Origin of the sequence: Aeromonas sp. (assembly GCF_050252055.1) — a bacterium.
GTDB classification, from domain to species: domain Bacteria; phylum Pseudomonadota; class Gammaproteobacteria; order Enterobacterales; family Aeromonadaceae; genus Aeromonas; species Aeromonas caviae.
In genome coordinates this window covers 351,532-377,139 of record NZ_JBFWLQ010000002.1, presented here as the reverse complement: position 1 = coordinate 377,139, position 25,608 = coordinate 351,532, and the positions used below count along the sequence as shown (strand labels likewise).

The window sequence follows — 25,608 nt, the reverse complement described above, 5'->3', positions numbered from 1 at the left end:
GTCGCCCCCCAGCCCCTGCTGGCGGCCTCTGTCAGGGAGCGACATCGGCGCCGGGCCAGACGGGGGAGCACTACGGCGGGCCTCTGCCCGGTACCATTTCGTGAGCAATCCCACTCACAGACACTGGATCATGGGCAAATCCATGGGTGCCATACCGGGCGCCACCCCCTGCGTGGCCCGCGAAGGCAGAAAACCGGGGGATGAGACTCTCTCCTGGTGCTCTTGTGGAACCGGTTCCAGTAATGACAGAAATAACAAGAGAGGGGATGACACAAACGTTTGTTGCTTTTGCGCTCGCGAATAGCAATAGTTCTCACTTTCTTTTTTTGACCGTCTCTATTCTCGAGGTGCTACAAGATGTTTCGTCACCCCCTGGCAAAGTTGCTGCTGCTCGGCCAGCTCGTCCTGGTGAGCTGGATGGCGCAGGCCGCCCCCCCCGTTGAAGTGGAAGATGTGATGGGCCGCAAGGTCTCCCTGAGCCTTCCGGCAAACCGCATCGTGCTCGGTTTCTATCCCGAAGATTACCTGGCAGTGGCCGGTGAAGGCGGGGCCGAGCGCCTGGTGGGCATGTCCCTGGGCTGGTTCATGAAGTCCCGTCCCGCCATCTGGTCTCTCTACGTGGCCAGCCAGCCACAACTGGCCAAGGTCCCCGACCTTGGCAACGTGCAGGATCAGAGCTTCTCCATCGAGAAGACCCTGGCGGTCAAGCCCGACCTGGTGATCCTGGCGAAGTGGCAATATGAGGCCCTGAGCGCCGACCTGCCACGCCTTGAACAGGCGGGGATCCCGGTGGTGGTCATCGACTACAACGCCCAGACCCTGACACAGCACATGGCGAGCACCCTGCTGCTTGGCAAGCTGACCGGCCAGGAGGCCCGCGCCCGGAAGATGGCCGACGAGTACAAGGCCAAGATTGACACCATCACCTCCCGCATCGCCGCCGCGAAGCGCACGCCGCCCCGGGTCTACATCGAGCTGGGTGACAAGGGCCCGGCCGAGTACAGCTACACCTATGGCAAGGATATGTGGGGCGCCATGGCCCTGCTGGCCGGTGGCAACAACGTGGCCGCCCCCTTCGTCGATCGCTGGGGCCCCATCCACCCGGAACAACTGCTGGCGAGCAAGCCCGAGGTGATCCTGATGGCTGGCTACGAGAGCGTGAGCAGTGCCGTCGCCATGCAGGTCGGCCAGGATGTGTCGGAAGAGACCGTGCGCCAGCGTCTGCAAGGCTTTGCCGCCCGTCCGGGCTGGAGCGAGCTGCCTGCGGTGAAGCAGGGTCGCCTCTACGCGGTCTATCACGGCGCAACCCGCAGCATCATGGATGCCGCCCTCATCGAGTTCATGGCCAAGGCCCTCTATCCGGACCTCTTCCAGGATCTCGATCCCCTGGCCACCTATCAGGCGTTCTACCAGCACTATCTGCCCATCCGTCCCCAGGGCACCTTCATGCTGGGCATCAAGCAGGATGACGCAAGCTAACCCCGGCATTTCGGGTGCGGCCCACCTCGGCCACCCCCTCTTCAGCAACCCTCTTGGATTGTGTGGGCGCCTCTTGCGGCGCCCGTTTCAGGATTGACATCATGAATGATTTGGCTGCCCTGCAGCAGACCCTCGCCCGGCAGCGGCAACGGGAGCGCCGTCGCTGGCACTGGCTCCTGCTGCTCGCCCTGGTCCTGTGCATTACCCTGGTGCTCGACATCGCCACCGGCCCCTCCCTGCTGGCCCTGCACGACGTGATCGATGCCCTGGTTTCCCCCGCCCAGGCCGATCCCATGACCCGCACCATCGTCCACGACATGCGCCTGCCCATCGCCCTCATGGCTCTGGTGGTCGGCGCCTCTCTCGGCCTTGGCGGCGTGCAGATGCAGACCCTGCTGGACAACCCCCTCGCCAGCCCCTACACCCTCGGGCTCGCGGCGGCGGCGGGCCTTGGCGCGGCGCTGGCACTCTACACCGGCGGCCTCGGGCTTCCTCCCCTGGTGGCCATCCCGGCCGGCGCCTTCATTGTGTGCATGTTTGCCGCCTGCCTGCTGTTTGGTCTGGCCATGATGCGCCATGTCAGCAGCCAGACCCTGATCCTGGCGGGCATCGCCCTGCTGTTCCTGTTCCAGTCCCTGCTCTCCCTGCTGCAGTTCCTCTCCTCCCCCGAACTCAACCAGCAGATCCTGTTCTGGCTGTTTGGCAGCCTGATGCGCACCACCTGGGACTCCCTGATCATCACCGCAGTCGTCACCCTGATCTGCACCCTGCTCATCTACCGTGACGCCTGGGCCCTCACCAGCCTGCGCCTCGGGGAAGCCCGCGCCCGCAGCCTCGGGGTCAATGTCGACAGACTGCGCATGAAAACCCTGGTGCTGGTCGCCCTGCTCACCGCCACCGCCACCAGCTTCGTCGGCGTGATCGGCTTCGTCGGCCTGGTGGCCCCCCATATCGCCCGCATGCTGGTGGGGGAAGATCAGCGCTTTTTGATCCCCCTCTCCGCCCTGTGCGGCGCCTGCATGCTCTCGGCGGCCTCGGTGCTCTCCAAGTCCATCATTCCGGGGGCCCTCTTCCCCATCGGCATCGTCACCGCGCTCATTGGCGTGCCCTTCTTCATCTGGTTGATCCTCGGCAGGGGGCGTAAACGTGCTTGAAATATCCCGACTCTCCCTCTCCCTCGGCCAGCAGACCTTGCTGCGGGATCTCAGCCTCACTCTGCATCCGGGTCAGGTCCATGTGATCATCGGCCCGAACGGGACCGGCAAGACCTCCTTGATGCGCACCCTCTTTGGTGAACTGACCCCGAACAGTGGCGACATTCGCCTCGGGGACCAGAGTGCCCGCCAGATGACACAAGCCAGGTGGCGCCAGCAGTTTGGCTACATGCCCCAGAACATCCAGCTGGAGCTGGATCTCAGCGTCATCGAAGTGGTGGTGCTGGGGCGCCTCGACAGCCTCTCCATGCGCCTCGCGGACGAGGACATCCTGGCTGCCGGCCGCGCCCTGCAGGCGCTCGGCATCGCCCATCTGGCGGATCGCCCCCTCTACTCCCTGAGCGGCGGCCAGCGGCAGATGGTGCTCTTCGCCCAGGTGCTGCTGCGCGCCCCCCGCATCATGATGCTGGACGAGCCGGTCAGCGCCCTGGACCTGCACCACCAGATGCAACTGATGGAGCACCTGTGCCAGCAGACCCGGGAGCAGCAGTGGATCACCCTGGTGGTGCTGCACGATCTCAACCTGGCCGCCCAGTTTGCCGATCAGCTGATCGTGCTGGCAGGGGGAGATCTGCAGGCCTTCGGCCCCCCCGCCCGGGTGCTCGACGCGGCCCTCATCGAGCGCCTCTACCAGGTGCCGGTGGAGATAAGCCACGATCAGCACGGCATCCCCTTCCTCAGAACCCTGCGAAAGACATCATGACACAGTGCTGCGCCACCCCGGCGACCACCTCCCCACGCGCTGGCGGGAGGCGACCATGAACGGCGCCTCCTACTGGCGGGACTGGCAGGGCATGAGCCCGGCCGCCCGCCTGCTCATCACCAATGGGCTCGCCTTCAACCTCGGCTTCTACATGATGATGCCCTTCCTCGCCCAGCACATGGGCAGCGGGCTGGGCCTGGCCGGCTGGGCCTGTGGCCTCGTCATGGGGATGCGGGTCTTCAGCCAGCAGGGGCTCTTCCTGTTGGGCGGTACCCTTGGAGATCGCATCGGCTACCATCCCGCCATCGTCTGGGGCTGCCTGGTACGATCCTTGGGCTTCGTGCTGCTGGGCTGGGCCGAGTCCCTGCCCATCCTGCTGCTGGCCGCCGCCCTCACCGGCTTTGCGGGGGCTCTTTTCACCCCCTGCGCCCAGGCCTACCTTGCCAGCGAATGCCACAACCCGAGCCAGCGTCAGCGCGCCTTCGCCCTGCACAATCTGGCCAGCGAGGCGGGCATGCTGCTTGGCCCCCTGGTCGGCCTCACCTTGACCCAGCAGAGCTATACCCTGACGGGGATCCTGGCGGCGAGCCTCTTCGCCCTGCTCGGAGTGCTGCAATACCGGGTGCTGCCCAAACGCCCGGTGAGCAACCAGAGCCCCCGTGGCGCCATCTTGCGCCAATGGGGGGAGATAGTGCGCCAGCGCCCCTTCATGGGGTTCACCCTGCTGGCAGGCAGCTACCAGATCCTGTTCCACCAGCTCTATCTCGCCCTCCCCGCCCATATCCAGAGCCTGCCGGACGCCACCCACCTGCTCGGCGGCGTCTTCACCCTCTCGGCGGTGATCGGTGTCGTGCTCCAGCTCCCGGCCTCCCGCCTGGTGGAGCGCCGCCTGGGGGTGCCGCTCGCCATGGGGCTGGGGATAGGCATGATGGGTCTGAGCTACCTGGCCCTGCCCCTGCTGGCACCCTGGCCGACGGCAGGCGTGTTGACGCAGGTGGCCCTGCTTTCCTTGGGCTCCATCCTCTGCTTCCCACTGTTCGCCGCCCAACTGCCCCGCTACGCCCCCCCTGAGCAGCTCGGCAGCTACTACGGCTTCTATGCCAGCGCCGGGGGCTGCATGGCGCTCTTTGGCAACCTGCTCATCGGCTTTATGCTGGGGGATGCGGGCAGCCGCCCCGCCACCGCCATCTGGTGGCTGCTGGCCCTCGCCGGCCTGCTGGCCGGGTTTGGTCTCTATACCCAACTGCGTAAGGATGGCCACGAGCAAGCGGCCGTCAATAAATAAACAGGGCGGCCATGCATTACTTGGTGTGGCCACCCTGTGGTTCGAGTGATTGACTTCGCCCCCTCCACATGTGGCAAAGCATGCAGGCATATAAGGGATCAGTATCAGGCAACATTAATGAACTGCGTAATCGCAGCGTACTGAGGGGGTCTTAATGATGGTGGATTAGTCTTGCTTTGGCTTAGTCGACCCATTGGCTAATCTTTCAGCGCCATCACACGTTTGATTCTGAAACGCCACATATGTTTTGGGATCGAAAAGCGATACCGATTCAATCTGTTCTCTTGGTACAACAACTCTGAAGTCATCCAGAGACAGCGGTTCGGTATCAGTTCCAATTCCCTGCTCATCGTACAGAGTTACGTAACTGTGAGACTCATGAAACTTAAGTGTGTCTTTGTCACGGTAACCACTGATAAGCGGAATAATAACGATATCCTCATCCCCAGGAACGACCTGTTCATGAGCAAATTGCTTGATAAAGCCGATATAAACCTTTCGAGACTTCAACGTTAGCATGACTCTCAGTTGGTGCCTTGTGGACTCAATGAGCAACAGTTGGATATTGTCGGAAGCCGCAATCTTTTCAATTACATTCAACCTGGCTTGGGGATCACTTTTCGTTTTTTTGGCCTTAGCTTCTGTTACTGCCCAGGCAAACATCCCGCCAAAAACTAAAGAAAGGACTAATGGGACATTGGTTTCAACAATCGTCCAATGATAAAAAACAGTATGCCAAGTAACCTGAAACGAATCAGAAAACAAGCTTCCCACCGTCGTTAAAAAAACGCTTACGATAGCAAGGAACAACCAAAAAAAAGCAACCAAGCACATTCCTGCGCCCCAAAAAATAAAGCCCCACAACGCCATATGCGAGTAGGACTCCCAGTTAGTTGACTTCTTTTGTTTATATCTCGCTTCTAAATCTCGAGAGGTATAAATGAAGCCAATAGTTAACACAACAAACAATAAAAAAGCGCCCAACTATGCCTCTCTGTAGTTATCCCTTATGACTACTATCAAGCCTCAAACGACTCAGCTCGTTCACGGATTGTTCAAACGCACGCTGGAACGCTTCGCTCTGCATGTTGACTTGAACATTGCCATCCTTATCAACAATGACAGCTGCGGTCTTGGCTTTCTCCTCATCCAATGACAAGCTGGAACTACCAAACTTGCTATGAAGCCACTCTACTGGAGTAGCAACCCAGGTATAGAGTTTATCTGCCATGTGCCCTCCCACTACATGTTGTGTTGAAAAATAGAAAGCAGACACTACATATTGAATTTCTTTGGTTATCAACAGCTTCCACTGATGCTTTAGGATTCAAACTATAGAGGTTCTCATATCTATTGACAATGATTCACCTCCCCTTCCTTAGAATAACTCAACCTGTATGCAGCAATACGTATGTTTCCAGAGAAGAGAACTCCGCTTTCGTGGGATTCTCTTACTAGCAGGATCATCGGTATTGATGGCCGAACAGGTCCAGCTGATTTCGGTGCCTCATCAGAACCTGCGGCTCTGCCACCAACACAGAAGTCTACAGCTCCGAGAGGCCATGCTTACGGGCCTGAGTCTGAGCAAGCCACTTGTTCCCCTACACCTCAACTCCCCAGATGCAGCGCCAACCAGACCGCCAGGGGGATCACCAGCACAGAGAGCGCATTGCCGCCGAGCACGATGCTGGCCACCTTGTCGGGCTGGCACTGGTACTGCTCGCACAGCATGTAGTTGAGCACCGCCGGGGGCAGCGCCACCGACAACATCAGGAGTGGTATCCAGTCAGGTTCGAGGGGCAGCAGCCAGACGGCGAGCCCCAGGGAGAGGCCCCCCGCCAGCAGGTAGAGCAGGTTGCACTTGATGGCCAGCCCCAGATGATCCAGCTCCCCTTCCATCAGCCTCACTCCCAAGGCAAACAGCATCAGGGGCACCGCTATCTGGCCGAGCAGGGTGGCGCTGGTCACCAGGTATTCCGGCAGCGGGATATGCAGGTTGGCCACCAGCAGCCCGGCGAAGGCGGCCCAGAGCACGGGGCTTCTCAGCCAGAGCCAGCGGGAGCTGCTGGCGGAGAGGATAAACATGCCCACCGAGAAGTGGAGCAGGTTGGAGAGCACAAAGAGGATGACGATGGCGCCGAGCTGCTGCTCGCCAAAGGCGAGCACCATCAGCGGAATGCCGAGGTTGCCGGTGTTGCGAAACATGGCGGGCAAGATCAGCGCGGCTCGCTCTATCTCCTTGAGTTTGAGCAGGGAGAGCAGCAAGCCGGGCAGCAGGATGACCAAGGCACCGGCCCCCACAAGGGGCAGGTGCGCCGCGAGATCCAAGGGGTATTTCACCAGGGCCGAGAAGACCAGCGCCGGAGTAAAGAGTTCGATATTGGCCCGGTTGACATAACCCAGGGCCCCGCCCGGTCGCAACCGTCCATAGAGGGCGCCAAGGCCCACCACCGCAAACACGGGAATGACGATATTGAGCAGGGCACTGAACATGGGTATTCCGTTTACAGTTCGCGGGCCGGGCGTCCCATCAGCACCACGGGGTCCAGCGTCACCTCCTGGCTGCCGTTGCTGACCCAGAGCTGGCCGTCGGAGATGGTGCAGGTGAGCTGCATGGTGCGCTCCACCATGGCCGCCAGGGGCAGGGTCTGGCTGTCAGAGAGTTCGATGACGCTCAGGTTGTCGTGCAGACCGAGCTTGCCCTGGTTCTGCTTCCACCAGACGCTGGTGCCACGACCACCATAGAGGTAGAGCACCACCTGGCGAGAGCGGTTGCATGCCTTCTTGAGACGGCGCTCGTCCGGCTGACCCAGCTCAATCCAGAGTTCAATCTCGTCGGAGTAGTTCTTGCACCAGAGCTCAGGCTCGTCGTCGGCTGAGAGCCCCTTGGTGAACTCCAGCCGCTCGGCGGCATGCCAGGCGAAGGCCGCGAGGCGGATCATCATGCGCTCGTCGGTCTCGGAGGGGTGACGGGCCAGGGTGAGGGAGAAGTCCTGATAGAGATTGCGATCCATGTCAGACAAGCTGATCTGGGCCTTGAAGATGGTTGCCTTGAGCGCCATAGAAGTCGTGAATACCTGATAAAAGAGAAGGGGGCGGACATGCCGGGCGTCAGTGTAATCAAAATGGCCGCCGGGTTCGACCGTCTTGCGCTCCCTTTACCCCATCAGGGGCGGGCAAGTGCTTCAGAAGACACAAAAAAACAAATGCCAGTCGTGAGACTGGCATTTGGCGGCATGAACGAGAGTGACTCACTTCTCGGCGGACTTGACCCCGAAGGCATTGAGCAGCAGGCAGCAGGTCACTGCCACTGCCACGAACCCGCTCAGGAAGATAAAGGGCATGGCCCCATACCCCAATACAGTCCAGATGGTGTGTTCAAGCAGACTCATAGTGTGTCCTTCATCCAGTGAAATGGGTGTCCCTTTCGTGACGGGGTCGCCCCCGTTCCTGATGAGACTATTTGACCTCAACCCGCGCCTGAGTCCTATGCCACCAAAGTAATAAATGGGGCACCTGTTTGCGCCAGATCAAGGTTTTACCCCTCTCCGCCCCGTTTTTCTTCGCGCCCTCGCCCCAAACCGGGAAGGTACGCCCAACAAAAAGCGAGGCGACCTTGGGGTCGCCTCGCTCGATGCATGCCGTCGAGCGCCATCAGTAGAAGGTCTGCTGCTCCGCCGCCATCGCTTTCAGCCGCGCACAGGGGGCGAAGCGGTCGCCAAAGCGCTTCTGATGGTGCTCAAGGCGCCCCACCAGATAGTCGATGCCGAGGCTGTCCATGTAGCGGAACGGACCACCCAGGAAGGGAGGGAAGCCGATACCGAAGATGGCGCCGATGTCGCCATCCCGGGCCGAGGCCACCACGCCGCCATCCAGGGCCATGGCTGCTTCGTTGAGCATCAGCAGCACGCAGCGCTCGGCGATCTCCTGCCTGGCCAGTTTGGCCTGGGGCTTGACGCCCAGCACGTCGTAGACGCTCGCGTCCACCGTCTTCTTGCCCTCCTTGCCGGTGAGCTTGTTGCGCGGGGCAGCCTTGCCATAGAGATAGAAGCCCTTGCCGTTCTTGCGCCCCTTGCGATCGTCCTCCAGCAGCTTGTCAAAAGCCTTGGGCGCCTGGAACTGCTCGCCACCCAGCTCTTTTTCGAGGATGGGGGAGATCTTGGCCCCCACGTCGATCCCCACCTCGTCCAGCAGGGTGATGGGGCCGACCGGAAAACCGAAGTCGAGCAGAGCGCCGTCCAGTACCTCCACCGGCTCCCCTTCCAGCACCAGGCGCGCCGCCTCGTTCATGTAGGGCGCCAGGATGCGGTTGACGTAGAAGCCCGCCTCGTCCTTCACCACGATGGGGGTCTTGCCCTGGGCCCGGGCGAAGGCCAGGGTGGTGGCCACCGTCTCGGCGCTGGTACCCGCGTGGGGAATGATCTCGGCGAGCGGCATCTTGTCCACCGGGCTGAAGTAGTGCAGCCCCACCACCCGCTCCGGATGCGTCGCCGCCGAGGCGATCTGGTGGATGGGCAGGGAGGAGGTGTTGGAGGCAAACACGGTGTGCTCGCCGCACTCGCGCTCCACGTCCTGCACCATCTGGTGCTTGAGGTTGATGTCCTCGAACACCGCTTCCACCACCATGTCCACCCGGTGGAAACCGGAATAGTCCAGGGTGCCGGTGAGCAGGCTCATCTGTTTTTCCAGCTCGCTGCGCAGCAGTTGGCGACGCTTGAGCTTCCTGGCGAGGAGGTCGTAGCTGTAACGCATAGCATTGCCGATGCCGGCGCTCGCCACATCCTTGATCCGCACCGGTACCCCCGCCTTGGTGGCGGTGACGAAGGCGATGCCCCCCCCCATCAGGCCGCCCCCCAGCACGGCGGCATGACCCACCTTGCGCGGCTCGGCCCCCCGATAGCTCACCTCTTTCTTCATCTCCGTGGTGGCGAAGAAGAGGGAGCGCAGGGCGGCGGATTCCGGCGTCATCACCAGCTCGCCGAAGTGGCGGGCCTCGGCCTGCAGGCCGGCCTGCATCCCCTCCTCCACGCCGATGCGCACCACCTCGATGATGCGCTCCGGCGCCGGGTAGTTGCCCCGGGTCTTGGCCTTGACCCCCTTGCGGGCCTGATCGAACAACACCTTGCGACCAAATTTGTTGGTCTCCAGCACCTTGCCCTGCAGATCCCGTTTCAGGTGGTGGCGTGGCTTGCCCTTCTTGGCAAGCTTGATGGCGGCCTCCAGCAAAATGGACGGGGGCACCATGTCATCCACCAGCCCGAGCTTCCTGGCCTGTTTGGCCCGCACCTGCTTGCCGGTCAGCATCAGATCCAGTGCCTTGGCCACCCCGATGAGGCGCGGCAGGCGCTGGGTACCGCCGGAGCCCGGCAGCAGGCCGAGCTGCACTTCCGGCAGACCCAGTACGGTTTTACCGTGATCGGTCACCACCCGGCCATGACAGGCGAGCGCCAGCTCCAGCCCGCCGCCAAGGCAGGGGCCGTGAATGGCGGCGATCACCGGGATCCCCAGGGCTTCGATCTCGGCGAACACGTCCTGTCCGGCCCGGGACAGCGCTTCGGCATCCTGGGCGCTGGTGCAGGCCGCCAGCATGGCGATGTCGGCCCCGGCAACGAAGGAGTCCTTCTTGCCGGAGACGATCACCAGGCCGATCAGATCCCCGTTCCCCTTTACCTCGGCCAGCAGAGTGCGGATCTCGTCCGCAAAGGAGGCCTTCAGGGTGTTCATGCTCTCACCGGGCACATCCATGGTGAGGATGCCGATGCCGTCTTTGCGAATATCCAGAGAAAAAGTCTTGGCACTCATCATTCCACCTCCAGCACCATGGCCACACCCAGCCCACCCGCCGCACAGGCGGTGTTGAGCCCCAATCCCCCACCCCGGCGCCGCAGTTCATGCAGGGTCTGGGTGATCATGCGCGCCCCGGTGGCGGCAAAGGGGTGACCAAAGGCCAAAGAGCCGCCGAGCACGTTGAACTTCTCCATGTCCACCTCGCCAATGGCCTGATCCCGGCCCAGCTTGTCACGGGCAAATTCGGCGCTTGCAAACATCTTGAGGTTGGCCAGCGTCTGGGCGGCAAAGGCTTCGTGCATGTCGATGAGGGTCAGATCCCCAAGGGTGATGCCGGCACGGTCCAGCGCCAGCGGCGTGGCATAGGAGGGGCCCATCAGCATGTCCTGCCAGACGTCGATGGCGGAAAACGCGAAGCTGCGGATGTAACCCAGCGGCTCCAGACCCAGCTCGCGGGCACGCCCTTCGCGCATCATCAGCACGGCGGCGGCGCCGTCGGTAAGCGGAGTGGCGTTGGCGGCCGTCACCGAACCGTGGGCCCGGTCAAAGACCGGTTTGAGCTTGGCGTAACTCGCCAGATCCGAGCTTTCACGGATGTTGTTGTCCCGCTCCAGCGGCGACTTGTAGGGGGGCACGTGGGCGGTGAACACCTCACCATTCAATTTGCCCTGCGCCCAGGCTTCGGCCGCCAGGGTGTGGGAGCGGTGGGCCAGCGCATCTTGCGCCTCGCGGCTGATCTGGTGGGTCTTGGCCATCTGCTCGGCGGTCTGCCCCATGGAGAGACCGGTGGAATACTCGGCCACGGCCGGGGGCACCGGCAGCAGGTCCTTCAGGCGCAGACGGCGCAGAATATTGAAACGCTGCTGGAGGTTGCGCGCCTTGTTGAGATCCACCAGGGCGCGGGCCAGAGACTTGCTGACTCCGATGGGCAGCACGGAAGAGGAGTCGGCACCGCCGGCGATGGCGATGTCCACCGTGCCGGCCATGATGGATTCGGTGACATTGGCCACCGCCTGGAAACTGGTGGCGCAGGCGCGCGACACGCTATAGGCATCGGTGCTGACGCTCATGCCAGTGCCGAGCACGATCTCCCGGGCGATGTTTGGCGCTTCCGGCATCTGCACCACCTGGCCGAACACCAGCTGGTCGATGAGCTTGGGGTCGAGATCGGTGCGGGCGAGCATCTCGCTCACCACCAGTTTGCCCAGATCCACTGCAGGCACGCCGTGAAAAGCGGTGGCCTGCTTGGCAAAGGGGGTGCGCAGACCCGCCACGACGGCTATCCGTTCGCCCTGGCGAGTCGTCAGTTTCAATGGCTGTTTCATCCTGGCTCCTTGGGTTAAAAAGGCAGAGGTCTGACCTCATTGCGCCACATCTTAACAATCCAATCACAACTTTCATACGGCTGATTGAAACTAAATTGTCCCCATCTTGCCACCCTCCCTCGCCCTTGTGAGCCAACTGGGGTATAAAAAGATCAACTTCCATAAAAACAACGGGTTTATCGCATGGCAGCGGCCGAGTTCAGAGCACTTGGAGACTATCTGGGCAGCCAGATCCTGGGACAGGGCCCCCTCATCGAGGGGCTGCTGATCGCCCTGTTATGTGAAGGACATGTGCTGATCGAGGGGGCCCCCGGTCTTGCCAAGACCCGGGCGGTCAAGGCGTTGGCCGGTGCCGTGGAGGGGCGCTTTGCCCGTATCCAGTTCACCCCGGATCTGCTCCCTGCCGATCTCACCGGCAGCGAGGTCTTCCATCCCCAGGATGCGAGTTTCGTGTTTCAACCCGGCCCCCTGTTCAATCACCTGGTGCTGGCGGACGAGATCAACCGGGCGCCGGCCAAGGTGCAGTCCGCTCTGCTGGAGGCCATGGCCGAGCACCAGATCACCGTGGGCAAGAAGAGCTGGCGCCTGCCCTCCCTCTTCATGGTCGCCGCCACCCAGAACCCCATCGAGCAGGAAGGGACCTATCCCCTGCCGGAGGCCCAGCTCGATCGCTTCTTGCTCAAACTGCTGGTGGATTACCCCAGCCCCGCCATGGAGCTGGCCATCCTTCAACTCAACGCCCGTGGCGACGCCCTGCCGACGCCGCCGGTCACCCTGAGCCAGTCCGACTTGCTGGAAGCCCGCACCGCCGTTCAAGGGGTACAGATGCAGGGGCGCCTCGAGCACTATCTGGTGCAACTGGTGTGCGCCACCCGCCCCGGCAGCGGCCTGTGCCCCGAGCTAGACCCCCTGGTCGCGGTGGGGGCCAGTCCCAGAGCCAGCATCGGCCTCGCAAGAGCCGCACGGGCCCGGGCCTGGCTCGCCGGGCGCGACTTCGTGCTACCCGAAGACATCCAGCAACTGGCGCCTGCCGTGCTGCGCCACCGCCTCATCCCGAGTTATCAGGCGCTGGCGGACAACCTCGATAGCGAGGCGCTCATCACCCTGCTGCTGGATGCCATTCCATGCCCCTGAACCGGCCCCCGCAGGCAGCCCTGTCGCCATGACCCCCGTCGCCGAGCCCCGGGATCACCCCGACATCGCCCTCACCCTCGAGCGGCTGCTGGCGGTTCGCCTCTGGACGCGCCAGGGCGAGCGTGCCCGCATTCATCAGGCGGCCCAGGGGCGTATCGGGCGCCAGCCCGGGCTCCATTTCAGGGAGCTTCGCCTCTATCAGGCCGGTGACGAGGTGCGTCACATCGACTGGCGGGTCACCGCCCGCCTCGGCCGCCCCCACACCCGCCTCTACGGGGAAGAGCAGGATCAGGCCCACTGGTTGCTGCTGGATCTCTCACCCGCCATGTACTTTGGCTCCCGCGCCCAACTCAAGGCCCGCCTTGGCTGCGAGCTGGCCGCCGCCCTGCTCTGGCAGGGGGAGAAACAAGCCAATACCTTGATCTGCCAGGGCGCAGCCCCCCACACAGAGCACCAACGCGGCTCTCTCATGCCTCTGCTGGAAGCGCTCTGCCGCCATTACGAGGTAGGGCTGGATCGCGTCCCCCCGCCTAGGACGCTGGCCCAGACCCTGGCACGACTCACCCTGCCCCACGGGGCCAGATTGACCCTGATAAGCCATCACCAGGCACCGGACCAGGCACTCTGCCAGCAGTTGCAACGCCTTCGCCTGCGCCACGACATCCACTACTGGCAGATCCGCGATCCCCTGGAAGCCGCGCTGCCCGAACAGGGGCTGCTGGCAGTGCAGGCAGGCAGACACAGCGGTTGGCTCGCGGGAGAAGATCCCCGCTTTCGCGCCCGCTATCAGAGGGCGGCCGACGAACAGGCCGAGGCCTGTCGCCAGCAGTTACTGCCCCTGGTGACGCGCCTCTATCGCCTCGACAACGGCGCCACCCTGCAACGCCAGTGGCAGGAGGGCGGATGCCGTCTGTTTTGAGGGGGGAGCAGGGCGTGCCCGCACCGGATGCATATCGCCAGCCCTCGTCCAGCGAGACCTTGCAAGCCATTCGTGCCGAGCTGCGCGACATCCACCAAGGCCCCGCTCTCGAGCCTACACAGGATCCTCGCCTGATGGCACTCGGTGGGCTGCTGATCGCGGCGATCGCCGCTTGCCTGATCGCCATGACGGCCCTCACCCTGTGGCGCCAGCGCCACTGGGCGCTCCGGATAGACTGGCAGGCCGACGATCTCGTCCCCAGGCTGCAGGATGCCCTGCGAGAAGCGGCCATGGCCCGCTGGCCCGAGGCGGCCCCCCTGCAAGGGGAGGACTGGCTCGCCTGGCTGGACAGCAAGGGGGGGAGCGATTTTTCCCGGTTTGCCGCCCAGTGGCCGCTCTGGCTCTATGGGGGCAGAGTGCCCGATGAGGCGCAGCGCAAAAGATTGCGCCTCGCCTATCTCGCCTGGGGGCGACGCTGCGTCAGCGCGCCGCGATTCCCGGCAAGCAAGCGAGGGGCCCCTTCCCCGGAGGGTACGCGATGATCCTCGCCTGGCCCTGGTTTTCCCTCGCCCTCGCCCTGCCGCTGCTGGTGCGCTTCGGCCTGCCTCCCATGAAGGGGCGCAAGGGAGGAAACCGGCTCGTTCATGGAGGTTTTCCCCTGCTCCAGCCCCAGGCGGGGCAGCCCTTGTGGCGCATGATGATCTGCTGGTGTGCCCTGGTACTGGCCCTGTGCCGCCCCCAGTGGCAGGAGCCCCCGATCATTCACTACCAGAGCAGCCGGGACCTCATCCTGGCGGTGGATCTCTCCGACAGCATGCGCACCCAGGACATGCTGGATGACGGAGAGCAAACGGACAGGCTTGCCGCGGTGCGCCAGCAGATAAGCAACCTTGTCGCCTCCCGCCCGGGGGATCGCATCGCCCTCGTCGTCTTTGCCGATCACGCCTATCTGCTCTCCCCCCTCACCCAGGAGACCGGGGCCCTGCTCACCCTGGCCAGGGAGCTCGATTTCGATCTGGTGGGGCGCACCACGGCCCTGGGGGAAGCCATCCTGCTGGCACGCCAGCACGCCGACCCCACCCGCCCCACCGCCCTGCTGCTGGTGACGGACGGGCGCAATACCTCGGGCAATGCGGATCCCCTGACCGAGGCCAGGCTCGCCGCCAAAGCCGGCATCCGTCTCTATACCCTGGGGGTGGGCGCCGACCCCGACACCTTCGCCGGGCCCGCAGGGGACGCCGATCCCAGTGCCGAACTGGATGAAGCCCTGTTGCAGCAGCTGGCGACGCTGGGAGGAGGCCGCTATTTTCGCGCCCGCAACCGGGGCGATCTCGCCGCCATCAACCAGGCCATCGACACCCTGGAGCCCCTCGCCCGGCCCCAGATCCTCTCCCGGCCCCACCAGGAGCTCTACCCCTGGCCACTGGCCCTGGCCTGGCTGCTGCTCTGCTGGCCAGCCCGCTGGCACATCCCCCTGTCACACAGGCCATCCCATGAGTAGGCTGGTCATGACGGTGGCACCATGGAGCTGACCTTGCTGCGCCCCCTCTGGTTGCTGGCCCTGATCCCCTGGCTGTGGCAGGGGTGGCGCCGCCGCCGCGATCCCGACTTGCTCTCCCCGGCCATGCAGGCTTATCTGCTGCCGAGCCGCCATCGGGCCATCCCCTGGCGCTGGCTTGCCTGTCTGCCGGTGATCCTCGCGCTCTCGGGCCCCGCCCTGCGCCAGCAGAGTCTCCCCATGCCGAGCCCGGCCCTCGATATCTGGTTGCTGGATCTCTCCGACTCCATGCTGGCACAGGATCTGGCGCCGGACCGGGCAACCCGGGTGAGGCTGGGATTGCAGGAGATGCTGGCCGACATAGCGCGGCAGGATGCGCCCCATCCCATCGCCCTCATCCTGTTTGCCGGGGATGCCTACCTCGCCATGCCTCCCACCCGGGATCATCAGGCCATCGCCCTGCTGCTGCCGGACCTGCGCCCGGCCATCATGCCTGTCCAGGGCAGCGCCCCCGAGCGCGCCGTGGCCCTGGCCCTCACCCTGATCCCGCCGGGCCAGTCCGCCCGTCTGCTGCTCGTGACCGACGGCCTCTCCGGGACAGCGCGCGATCACATCGCCGCCCTCTGGCCCTGCCTCAACGACCTGTTCTGCAAGGCAGGCTCGGCCCCGCGGCTCGACATCCTGCTGGCCAGCGGGGGCAAGGAGACCCGGCTGCCCGGCGTGGCTGCCGAGCGCTGGCAGCTCGGCAGCCCGATCGGCCGCACCTTGCCGGCGCCCGACGAGGAGGCCATGGCCGCCCTTGCCGCCAGTACTGGAGGCAGGCTGGCCTGGCTTGATTCCGGCCTGCCCCGCTTTGCCCCCCTGCCCATGGGCCAGACCCTGACGCAGGGGCAATCCCGGGATCTCGGCCCCTGGCTGCTCATCACCTTGCTCCCCCTGGCGCTGCTGGCGCGGATCGGCGCCCACTGGCTGCTGGTGATCCTCGTCATTGGCGTCGCGCCCCCTTCCCTGCAGGCGGCCTCCCGACAAGATGAAGAAGGCTGGCAGGCTTATCGCCAGGGACACTATCGGGAAGCGGCCAACGCCTTCCAGGATCCGGTCTGGCAAGGCAACGCCTGGTATAGAGCCGGGGATTACGCCAGGGCCGTCGCCGCCTATGGCAGGGCAAACAGCGCCACCGCCCACTACAACAGGGGCAATGCCCTGGTCTGGCTCGGGGATCTTGCCGCCGCGGAGCAGGCCTATCTGAGCGCCCTTCGCCTTGAACCTGGGCACAGGGATGCCTTGCACAACCTGGCCCTGCTGCGGGCCAACCTGCCACAGTCGGCGCCCTCGGCAAATGCCCCGGAGCATGCCGACACTCCCGACCCCGCCCGCGCCTCAGAGGCTCCCCGCCCCCCGGCGCCCCCCGTGCTGCTGCTGGAGCAGCGCCTTCGCAAGGAGGCCCTGCGCCGCCCCCTGCTCAAGGTGGAGGAGCCCTGGTGATCCTCGTACTGCGCTTGCTCTCCCCCCGGTTCGGCTGCTGGCTGCTGCTCGCCCTGTGCGCCATGCGGGTGCAGGCCGCCCCTGTCGAGGCCGAGCTGTTGCCGGGGGCGAGCGAGCGCGACTGGCTGCTCGTCATCGAAGCCGACGGGCTGCACCGCGATGAGGATCTCAACCTGCAACCGCTGCTGCGCCAGTTTGCGGTCGGGCGGGTCAGCATCCAGCGGGTCAGTGCCCAGAGCCGCAGCCTGACCCGCTGGCAGATCCCCCTGCACCTGCTCGATACCAGCCCGCGCCAGGTGCCTTCCCTGCCCCTTGGCGCCGATCTCACCCCCTCCCTGGTGGTGCCGACACGTTCTCTGGACGGCACCCTGATGCCGGCACAAGACCCGGTAATCTCTCCGGTCGAGCTGCAGGCCCGGGTGCTCCATGAGGGGAATCTCTACCCCGGCCAGCCCTTCATCTATGAGCTGACCCTCTGGCTGCCTGCCAACCTGGAGGCCCCCAACCTCGGCGAGCCCATCACCCCGGCCTTTACCATTCGCCGCCTCGGCGAGGATCGCTGGGACTCTCCCGCCAGCCCCGACCTGCCAGGACGTCTCACGCGAAAATGGCTGCTGCAGGCCAAAGGGCCCGGGCTCCATCCCGTCGAATCCCCCCGCTTTCAGGGGCGGTTGCCGCACCAGGACCAGGCCGGTGCGACCGCGCCAGGCAACGCGGGGGATCTGCTGTCCGCCAGGGCGGCGACCCTCTTCATCAAGGTGGACAAGGCCCCCCTGGAGCCGGTGGCGAGCAGCCTGGTGTTGCGCCAGCAGTTCAGCCCGGCGCAGGCCAGGGTGGGTGAGCCGGTGATCCGCACCCTCACCCTGGTGATGGAAGGGGGGGATGGCAACCGCCTGCCCCCCTTGCCGGCCCCGCCCCTGCCCGCCGGCCTCTCCATGAAGCCGGACGGCGAGCAGCAACAGGAGCGATTCGTGGCCGAGGGGGCGCTTCGCTTCGAGCGCCAGTGGCGCCAGGCCCTGACCGCCGACGAGGCGGGGCGCTATGTGCTGCCCCCCCAGACCCTGCGCTGGTTCAACACCCAGAGCGGTCGCATCGAGGAGGTGCGCCTGCCCGCACATTCTCTGGTGTTCACGGCAAGGGAGAGCGCCACTCCCGCCTCCCCCACACTGGGGACCCAGTATCTCTATTGGGTGCTCGTGTCCATCCTGCTGCGGGCATTCATGCGCCGCTGGCCGCGCTGGCACGCCTTCTATCGCCTGCAACGGGCCCTCGCCACGGGCTCTCCTGACGAGGCCAGGGAAACCCTTCTGACCTGGGCCGTCCTGCGCTGGGACGCCCCCTGTCTGCATCTGGCCAGGCTGCCCTGTCACCGCGACCCCGCCATGGGAGCGCTGCTGGACGACCTGGATCGGGCCTGTTTTGCCCCCGTACTCGCCCCTGGCGAACACCTGCCCAGACAGGCGCTCGCCAGGGAGTTGTGCACCTGGGAGAGCTTTGCGATAGCCTATGGTCTTCGAATACTGGCGTGGATGCGTGCATGATGCGCCCCTCATGAAACAGGACACCCCTTTATGGCGTTAGGTTTTTTCAGAAGAAAAAGGGCCGACACGGGAAAGGATCCCTCCGCTTCTCCGGTCTATGGGGAGATGGCAGACAAACAAACCAAGTACGAAGCCCTGGTGCACGCCCTGCACGGGGACATCTACCGCTACGCCTACTGGCTGTGCCGGGATCCGCAAATCGCCGAGGATCTGGTGCAGGAGACTTTCCTGCGCGCCTGGAAGGCGATAGATACCCTGCTGGACGACAAGGCTGCCAAGGCGTGGCTCATCACCATATTGCGGCGGGAGAATGCCCGCCGCTTTGAGCGAAAGCAGTTCGATCTTGTCGACCTCGACGAGCACCCCCTGCGGGATCAGGGTGTCCTGCCAAGCGAGCAGGAGATGGAGCACGAATGGCTCAGACGCCACATCGCCCGCCTGCCTGCCGAATATCAGGAGCCGCTGCTGCTGCAGGTACTGGGGGGATTCAGCGGGGAGGAGATCGCCGAGCAACTCGGCCTGAACAAGAACACCGTCATGACAAGGCTGTTTCGCGCCCGCAACCAGATAAAAGAGGCCATGGAGTCTGCGAAACAACAGAGAGGACACACCAATGGATGAGCTTGAATTTCGCCGCCGGGCCATCACTCACCCCTCGGACAGGGATCCCGCCTTCCTGAAAGCCGCCGAGGCGTCACCGGCCAATCGCAAGCATCTGGACGAGATGCAGCAGCTCGAGCGCCAGGTGCGCAGCACTCTGGAAGTGGACGTACCGGCCGGTCTTGCGGAGCGGATCCTGCTCAGGCAGGCGATGGCAGCCGAAGAGGAGCAGGTGGTCCCGCTGCCCGTCACTCCTGCACGCACGCAATGGCGCGCTCTGGCTATCGCAGCCTCGGTCGCCTTCCTGCTCGGCATGAGCACCCGCTGGATCAGCTGGCCTGTGGCACCGGACACCCTGTCGCTGGCTCAGGTCGCCATGTCCCACGTTTATGGGGAAGAGCCCTTCATTCATGCGGTGGATGAGCGGGTCAGCCTGCACACCATCAACGCGAAAATGGAGAAATATGGCGCCACCCTGAGCGAGATGCCGGGCATGAAGGTAACCTATGTCAACCACTGCGCCTTCTACCAGGGACCGGCCCTGCACATGGTGCTGCAGGGCAAGATGGGACCGGTCACCCTGTTCCTCGTCCCCAAGCACCTGCCATTGACGATCCAGTCCGATTTTGCAGACGGGACCCTCAAGGGGGAGATACTGCCGCTCAAGGGGGCCAACATGGTGCTCATCGGAGACATGCAGGAGCCCCTCGCCCCGGTTGCCCGCCAGCTTGAGTCACGTCTGCACTGGTCCATTTAACAGACCTTGACCCAGGCTGACTCGTCCTCCGCCTCAGCCACATCACAGGCAGACATCCTCATTGTCTGCCTGTTCATCCCCACATCCCCGCATGTTCCCGCCTATTGCCTGCGCGAAGTCACATTTCTACCATTTATTTTAAATGACGCAAACGGCACCATTTGTGCTTTATTCATCCAATAATAGATAAATCAGCCTAATAAAACGGCAAGTCAAAACAAATGATTAACACAATGGAAACTTTTATGTATTCTGCTGTCACTGGTCTGATTTCTTACCTCCTACCAGATCCATAGAATCACGCCAGCAATGAATGGGAAGAAGCTGACATAACAACAGATCATGTCGTCAATAGCCGCCAAAGAGCCGCGATGTCGACAGAAAATCTGCTTACAAAGAGAGAACACTATGACAACTGCCTTTTTCAAGAAAAGCCTGATCGCTGCGGCCGTGACCCTGGCCAGCACCCAGACCTTCGCCGCTGCGTTCCAGCTGAACGAGCACTCTGCCTCCGGTCTGGGGCGCGCCTACGCAGGTGAAGCAGCCATCGCCGACAACGCGGCCGTGCTGTCCCGCAACCCGGCGGCCATGACCACCTTCGACAAGATGGCACTGTCTGTATCCGGCACCTATATCAAGCCCGACGTGGACGTGGCTGGCGACATCTATGCCGGCCCAACCAAGCTGGCTCCGTCCAGCGAGAGCGACATCGCCCCCGATGCCTTCGTGCCGGCCACCTACTTCATCCAGCCCCTGAACGATCAGTGGGCCTGGGGGATCGGCCTCTTCTCCAACTACGGCCTCTCCACCGAATATTCCAAGACCTTCGCGGCCGGTGCCGGCGCCGGTGACACCGAGCTGCTGACCTTCAACATCAACCCCAACATCGCCTATCGCATCAACTCCAGCTTCAGCGTCGGCGCCGGCATCAATGCCGTCTACGCCGCCGCCGAGCTGAACCGTTATGCCGGTGCGCTCTCCGCTGCCATTCCGGGTGCCAACTCCGATACCCGTCTGGCTCACCTGAAGGGCGACACCTGGGGCTTTGGCTGGAACGTCGGCACCCTGTACGAGATCAACGAAAACAACCGCCTCGCCCTGACCTACCGCTCCCAGGTGGACTTGAGCTTTGACGGCGACTTCCAGGGTGCCACCTCCGGCAACCGCGTCGTCGATGGCAACCTGAAGCTGGATCTGCCGGCCCAGGCCGAATTTGCAGGCTACCACCGCCTGAACCAGCAATTCGCTGTCCACTACTCCGTGAACTGGACCGACTGGAGCGCCTTCCAGGAGCTCAAGGCCACCAGCAGCAACTGCGCCGGCGGCGTGTGCCTGCAAAAAGACGAGAAGTTCAAGGACTCTGCCCGTTACGCCCTGGGCGGTACCTGGTACGTCAACCCGTCCTGGGAAGCCCGTATCGGCTTCGCCTACGACAACAGCCCCATCGAGCCGGAATACCGTAGCCTGAGCATTCCTGACTCCGACCGTATCTGGTACAGCGCCGGTGCCACCTACCACATCAATCCGGACATGAGCCTCGACTTCGGCATGGCCTATCTGGACGGCAAGGAAGTGGACGTGAACGAAGGCCTGCGCAACCACAGCGATGCGCTGCGCTGGAAGGGCACCTCTCACGGCAACGCCCTGCTGGCTTCCGCCCAGTTCAACATGAAATTCTGATTTTCATGTCATCATCAAGAGCGCCCCAGGGCGCTCTTTTTTTATCCAATTTCGCCAACTGAGCGCACAGTTGTAGTAAACAACTGTACTCTTTTCTTTTTTTATCAAGCTGTTATGGGGATTTCTTTCAGCATTTAATCCCGTTTTGCCGCACGTTCCCCTCTCCCCGTTGCCTTGCTGGTCATACCATATAAAATCCCGGCCCCAACCGAATAACAGAATGAACACCCAGTTCATCCCGAGGAAAGACCATGCATCCGACGTTCAAACCCTCCCTCATAGCCCTCTTGCTGCTGTCGAGCCAGGTGCAGGCTGCCGGCTTCCAGCTCGCGGAGCAATCCGCCACCGGCATGGGGCGTGCCTTCGCGGGTGAAGCCGCCATCGCCGACAATGCCAGCGTGCTCTCCCGCAATGCCGCCGCCATGACCCGATTCGATACTCTGGCCTTCTCCGGCGGCGTCATCCATGTGCACCCCGACGTCAACATCGAGGGCACCACCCGGGTGCCTACCCCCCAGGGGCCGGTCAGTCTGGATGCCGGAGCCCACGACATTGCGGGTGACGCCTGGGTACCCAACGCCTATCTCATCGTGCCCCTCAGCGAGCAATGGCGCCTCGGGCTTGCCGCCACCTCCTATTACGGACTCGGGGTCAAGATGCCGGACAACTACAACGCCGGTCACTTCGGCAACGTCTCCGACATCAAGACAGTGGATCTGGGGGCCTCCCTGGCCTATCGCATCAGCCGCATCTGGTCCGTCGGGGCAGGTCTCTCCGCCATTCAGGGGGAAGGGGAAGTGGGCGGCACTTTCCCCTCCAACAACCAGATAGCCAAGCACCTGAAAGGGGATGGCTGGGCCATGGGCTGGAACCTGGGTACCCTGCTTGAGTTGTCGCAGGCAACCCGCATCGGTCTCTCCTATCGCCACGACGTAACCCTGACCCTCTCCGGTGACGCCATCGGCATCGATCAAAGGGGCCAGCCCTTCACCGATACCGGCAGCCTGGATCTGCCCTTGCCCGCCACCGCCGAGCTGGCCCTGTTCCATCAGCTCACCCCGGCCCTGGCGCTGCATTCGAGCATCAACTGGACCAACTGGAGCAAGTTCGTGCAGCTCGAATCCGAACTCGACCACCACGGCACCATGCACATCAAGGAGGAGCACTGGGAAGACAGTTGGCGCTATGCGCTGGGGATGACCTACCAGCTGGCCCCCCAGTGGCAACTGCGCTCCGGTATCGCCTACGACCGCAGCCCGGTCCCGGCGGATCGCCGCACCATCTCCATCCCCGACTCGGATCGGGTCTGGTACAGCGCTGGCGTGGGCTACCAGATTGACCGCCACCTCTCGCTGGATCTGGGGCTGACCCTGATCGACGGCAAGAAGGTGGACGTGAGCGAAACCATGCAGCTCAGGCCCGGCATCCCCCAGACCACCTCCACCTTCAATGGCACCTCGGAAGGGGATGCCTGGCTCGCCGGCCTGCAGCTCAACTACCTGTTCTGACACTCCGGGTTTCCTGACAAATAGTATGCCAGTTGTTGACCTTCCCGACCGGTCGGCACTGGCATAGTGATCCGCTTCACCATAGAATCAAGCCTGTAACCATGGTGGAGAGATGCATGTATTCCTATGTAGCAAGGCAGCCCATTCTGGATCGGGAGTTGAACACCCAAGCCTATGAGCTGCTGTTTCGCGACAGCCTGGACAATGTATTTCCCTCCGTCTCCGCACAGCAGGCCACTTCCAGGCTGGTTGCCGAGCAGTTCTTGCAGCAGAACATCGATCATCTCATCGGAGATCACCCCTGCTACATCAATTTCCCCCACTCCCTGTTGCTGGATGGATTGGCCGAATGCCTCCCCCGTGACAAGGTGGTGATCGAGATCCTGGAGGATGCCGAGCCCGACGATGCGCTGCTGGAAAAAGTGATCCAGCTCTATGGGCTGGGCTATCGGTTGGCGCTGGATGACTTCACCATGGTCTCAGACTGGGACAGGTTCCTCCCCTACATCCATATCATCAAGTTCGACCTGCGCAGCACGCCGCAACCCTGCATCGAGCACTTCATGGCGAATCATCGCCACCTGCCCCTCACCTATCTGGCCGAGAAAGTCGAGGATCAGGCCGAGTTCGAGCGGATGAAGCAGCTCGGCGTCACCCTGTTCCAGGGATTTTTCTTCAGCCGCCCCCAGATGGTGCAACAGCCCACCATACCGCCGGCCCAGCTGGTGGTGATGCAGCTGCTCGAGGTGGTCAATCAGACCGAACCGGACCTGGACAAGATTGAGCAACTGCTCAACCAGGATCTCACCCTCTCCCTCAAGCTGCTGCGCTACATCAACCACCTCAAGCGTTTCCCCCAGCCCATCGCCTCGTTTCGCCAGGCCGCAAGTTCCCTGGGGCACGCCCAGCTCAAGCGCTTCGTCGCCCTGATCGCCGCCACCAGTGCGGGGAGTGAAAAGAGCGCCGAGCTCCATCAGATGTCCCTCATCAGAGCCCGGTTCTGCGAACTGCTGGCCCAGACCCATGCGCCCGCAGAGCAGGCACAGCAAGCCTTTGTCACCGGCCTCTTCTCCCTGCTGGACGTGCTCATGGGAGAACCGCTGGATCAGCTGCTCGGCTCCATTCCCCTGACCGACGACATTCGTGCCGCCCTGCTCACCCGCAAGGGCAAGCTCGGGTTCTACCTGGCGTTCTGTGAAGATTTCGAGAAAGCCGACTGGCAGCGGGTTGCCGCCAACACCGTCCGGCTCGGCCTCAACGAAGAGAAGGTCAGCCACCTCTATCTGAGCGCCACCGCCTGGGTCAACCAGCAGCTTCAGGCCATGGAAGAGCAACCGGTCCACTCCCGCCAGACATGACAACTTCCCTCTTGAAGGGACGTTGTCATTCCATCAACCCGCTGCACTCTCACCCACGCATTCAGCCTGCCTCGATGGCGATGGCCGTTGCCTCCCCTCCCCCGATGCACAGGCTCGCCACCCCTCGTCTGAGGCCGCGGGCACGCAGGGCATGGATCAGGGTCACCAGGATGCGGGCGCCACTGGCGCCAAGAGGGTGCCCCAGCGCACAGGCCCCGCCGTTCACGTTCAACTTGTGATGGGGAATGCCGCACCCTGCCATGGCCAGCATGCTCACCATGGCGAATGCCTCGTTCACCTCGAACAGGTCCACCTCCTCCACCGACCAGCCCACCCGGGCCAGCAACTTGTCAATGGCGCCGACGGGGGCACTGGTAAACTCCGCCGGCAGGGCGGCGTGACTCTGGTAACCCACTACCCTGGCCAGCACCGGCAATCCGAGCCGGGCAGCGGTCTCGCCCCGCATCAACACCAGGGCTGCCGCCCCGTCCGAGATGGAGCTTGCATTGGCCGCCGTGATGGTGCCGTGCTTGCTGAAGGCCGGCTTGAGGCCGGGGATCTTGTCGGGCCTGGCTTTGCCCGGTTGCTCATCCTCGGCCAGCAGCAGGGTATCCTCAGAGGTCATGACGGGAGCCAGTTCCGCGGCAAAGGCACCGCTGCGCTGCGCCGTCAGCGCCCGCTCCAGGGAGGCGATGGCAAAGGCATCCATGTCGGCCCGGGTCAGTCCGCTGCGATCGGCGCTCAACTGGGCGTAATGACCCATCAGATGGCCTTCGTAGGCATCCTGCAAGCCGTCCAGGAACATGTGATCGAGCACGCTCTGGTGCCCCATGCGAAAACCGCTGCGCGCCTTGTCCAGCAGATAGGGGGCGCGGCTCATGCTCTCCATGCCCCCCGCCACCACGACCTCGGCCTCCCCCAGGCGCAGGCTGTCCGCCGCCAGCATCACCGCCTTCATGCCGGAGCCGCACACCTTGTTGATGGTGGTACAGGGCACGCTGTCCGGCAGCCCCCCCTTGAGCGCTGCCTGGCGGGCTGGCGCCTGGCCGACCCCTGCGCTCAGCACGTTGCCCATATAGACCTCATTGACCTGCTCCCCCGTCATCCCGGCCTGCGCCAGCGCGGCGTGGATGGCGCAGGCGCCAAGCTCGGGGGCACCGAGCACGCTCAGGGCCCCCTGGAAGGCCCCCATGGGGGTACGTTTGGCCGCCACAATCACGATATCCATCGATAGCACTCTCCTTGTTACATCGGGATAACATATGCCGCGACCGCGACGGGAACAAGACTTGCGGGGAAGTTGACGTTTGGGTAAGGTGCCAGCCTGCATTGACA

The 25,608-nt window shown here is 63.4% G+C and carries 23 protein-coding genes; 15 read left to right on the top strand and 8 right to left on the bottom strand.

Features of this window, described 5'->3' with window-relative positions; translation table 11 throughout:
* The first annotated feature begins 357 nt into the window (after window positions 1–357).
* From AB7E19_RS05365 to AB7E19_RS05350, 4 genes are all read left to right on the top strand, one after another.
* Complete coding sequence (locus AB7E19_RS05365) at window positions 358–1,479, top strand: ABC transporter substrate-binding protein (RefSeq protein WP_322131192.1); 1,122 nt, start codon at window positions 358–360, stop codon at window positions 1,477–1,479.
* Between the two features lie 101 nt (window positions 1,480–1,580).
* Window positions 1,581–2,633: a FecCD family ABC transporter permease gene (locus tag AB7E19_RS05360; protein ID WP_010674675.1), complete on the top strand. Its 1,053-nt coding sequence runs from the start codon at window positions 1,581–1,583 to the stop codon at window positions 2,631–2,633.
* Window positions 2,626–3,396: an ABC transporter ATP-binding protein gene (locus AB7E19_RS05355; RefSeq protein ID WP_322131191.1), complete on the top strand. Its 771-nt coding sequence runs from the start codon at window positions 2,626–2,628 to the stop codon at window positions 3,394–3,396. Before AB7E19_RS05360 ends, AB7E19_RS05355 begins: the two co-directional genes overlap by 8 nt.
* Before the next feature lie 55 nt (window positions 3,397–3,451).
* The gene (locus tag AB7E19_RS05350; protein WP_322131190.1) at window positions 3,452–4,681 is read left to right on the top strand and encodes an MFS transporter; all 1,230 of its coding nucleotides are present in this window, start codon (window positions 3,452–3,454) and stop codon (window positions 4,679–4,681) included.
* A gap of 165 nt (window positions 4,682–4,846) precedes the next feature.
* Here AB7E19_RS05350 and AB7E19_RS05345 read toward each other — a convergent pair whose 3' ends face one another.
* The 7 genes from AB7E19_RS05345 to fadI all read right to left on the bottom strand — a co-directional run bounded on the left by AB7E19_RS05345 (window position 4,847) and on the right by fadI (window position 11,793).
* Window positions 4,847–5,665 (bottom strand): hypothetical protein, encoded by an 819-nt coding sequence (locus AB7E19_RS05345; protein WP_322131189.1) that lies wholly within the window; start codon window positions 5,663–5,665, stop codon window positions 4,847–4,849.
* Window positions 5,666–5,681: 16 nt separating this feature from the next.
* Window positions 5,682–5,912, bottom strand: a complete 231-nt coding sequence (locus AB7E19_RS05340; protein WP_201888700.1) for a hypothetical protein — start codon at window positions 5,910–5,912, stop codon at window positions 5,682–5,684.
* Window positions 5,913–6,289: 377 nt separating this feature from the next.
* Window positions 6,290–7,174 (bottom strand): AEC family transporter, encoded by an 885-nt coding sequence (locus tag AB7E19_RS05335; protein ID WP_322131188.1) that lies wholly within the window; start codon window positions 7,172–7,174, stop codon window positions 6,290–6,292.
* An 11-nt stretch (window positions 7,175–7,185) separates the two neighbouring features.
* A complete protein-coding gene (locus tag AB7E19_RS05330) occupies window positions 7,186–7,743 on the bottom strand; it encodes a YaeQ family protein (protein ID WP_010674671.1) in 558 nt (185 codons plus the stop codon).
* Between the two features lie 189 nt (window positions 7,744–7,932).
* Window positions 7,933–8,073, bottom strand: coding sequence for a TIGR02808 family protein (locus tag AB7E19_RS05325; protein ID WP_010674670.1), 141 nt, complete (start codon window positions 8,071–8,073; stop codon window positions 7,933–7,935).
* 262 nt (window positions 8,074–8,335) lie between these two features.
* Window positions 8,336–10,483: a fatty acid oxidation complex subunit alpha FadJ gene (gene fadJ, locus AB7E19_RS05320; protein ID WP_408777696.1), complete on the bottom strand. Its 2,148-nt coding sequence runs from the start codon at window positions 10,481–10,483 to the stop codon at window positions 8,336–8,338.
* Complete coding sequence (fadI, locus tag AB7E19_RS05315) at window positions 10,483–11,793, bottom strand: acetyl-CoA C-acyltransferase FadI (protein WP_039039117.1); 1,311 nt, start codon at window positions 11,791–11,793, stop codon at window positions 10,483–10,485. The genes fadJ and fadI overlap by 1 nt, the downstream gene beginning before the upstream one ends.
* 183 nt (window positions 11,794–11,976) lie before the next feature.
* On the opposite strand from fadI, the gene AB7E19_RS05310 reads away from it, so the two are divergent.
* The 11 genes from AB7E19_RS05310 (at window position 11,977) to AB7E19_RS05260 (ending at window position 24,273) form a co-directional block, all read left to right on the top strand.
* Window positions 11,977–12,927 carry an AAA family ATPase gene (locus tag AB7E19_RS05310; protein WP_039039116.1) on the top strand — a complete coding sequence of 317 codons (951 nt, stop codon included), beginning with the start codon at window positions 11,977–11,979 and terminating at the stop codon, window positions 12,925–12,927.
* 28 nt (window positions 12,928–12,955) lie between these two features.
* Window positions 12,956–13,846 carry a DUF58 domain-containing protein gene (locus AB7E19_RS05305; RefSeq protein ID WP_322131185.1) on the top strand — a complete coding sequence of 297 codons (891 nt, stop codon included), beginning with the start codon at window positions 12,956–12,958 and terminating at the stop codon, window positions 13,844–13,846.
* Window positions 13,831–14,388 (top strand): DUF4381 family protein, encoded by a 558-nt coding sequence (locus AB7E19_RS05300; protein WP_322131184.1) that lies wholly within the window; start codon window positions 13,831–13,833, stop codon window positions 14,386–14,388. The genes AB7E19_RS05305 and AB7E19_RS05300 overlap by 16 nt, the downstream gene beginning before the upstream one ends.
* Window positions 14,385–15,347: a VWA domain-containing protein gene (locus AB7E19_RS05295; protein ID WP_069651224.1), complete on the top strand. Its 963-nt coding sequence runs from the start codon at window positions 14,385–14,387 to the stop codon at window positions 15,345–15,347. Before AB7E19_RS05300 ends, AB7E19_RS05295 begins: the two co-directional genes overlap by 4 nt.
* A gap of 21 nt (window positions 15,348–15,368) precedes the next feature.
* Window positions 15,369–16,829, top strand: a complete 1,461-nt coding sequence (locus AB7E19_RS05290; RefSeq protein WP_322131183.1) for a vWA domain-containing protein — start codon at window positions 15,369–15,371, stop codon at window positions 16,827–16,829.
* A 62-nt stretch (window positions 16,830–16,891) separates the two neighbouring features.
* Entirely contained in the window at window positions 16,892–18,370 is a 1,479-nt protein-coding gene (locus AB7E19_RS05285) for a hypothetical protein (RefSeq protein ID WP_322131212.1), read from the top strand.
* A gap of 30 nt (window positions 18,371–18,400) precedes the next feature.
* The gene (locus AB7E19_RS05280) at window positions 18,401–18,991 is read left to right on the top strand and encodes a sigma-70 family RNA polymerase sigma factor (protein ID WP_109112700.1); all 591 of its coding nucleotides are present in this window, start codon (window positions 18,401–18,403) and stop codon (window positions 18,989–18,991) included.
* Complete coding sequence (locus AB7E19_RS05275) at window positions 18,984–19,727, top strand: DUF3379 domain-containing protein (RefSeq protein WP_041215209.1); 744 nt, start codon at window positions 18,984–18,986, stop codon at window positions 19,725–19,727. Before AB7E19_RS05280 ends, AB7E19_RS05275 begins: the two co-directional genes overlap by 8 nt.
* A 408-nt stretch (window positions 19,728–20,135) precedes the next feature.
* Window positions 20,136–21,407 (top strand): outer membrane protein transport protein, encoded by a 1,272-nt coding sequence (locus tag AB7E19_RS05270; protein ID WP_039039109.1) that lies wholly within the window; start codon window positions 20,136–20,138, stop codon window positions 21,405–21,407.
* A gap of 251 nt (window positions 21,408–21,658) precedes the next feature.
* Entirely contained in the window at window positions 21,659–22,915 is a 1,257-nt protein-coding gene (locus AB7E19_RS05265; RefSeq protein WP_427934705.1) for an outer membrane protein transport protein, read from the top strand.
* Window positions 22,916–23,031: 116 nt separating this feature from the next.
* Window positions 23,032–24,273 (top strand): EAL and HDOD domain-containing protein, encoded by a 1,242-nt coding sequence (locus tag AB7E19_RS05260; RefSeq protein ID WP_113070305.1) that lies wholly within the window; start codon window positions 23,032–23,034, stop codon window positions 24,271–24,273.
* A gap of 61 nt (window positions 24,274–24,334) precedes the next feature.
* Here AB7E19_RS05260 and AB7E19_RS05255 read toward each other — a convergent pair whose 3' ends face one another.
* Window positions 24,335–25,501, bottom strand: coding sequence for a thiolase family protein (locus tag AB7E19_RS05255; RefSeq protein WP_427934704.1), 1,167 nt, complete (start codon window positions 25,499–25,501; stop codon window positions 24,335–24,337).
* Between the last annotated feature and the right edge of the window lie 107 nt (window positions 25,502–25,608).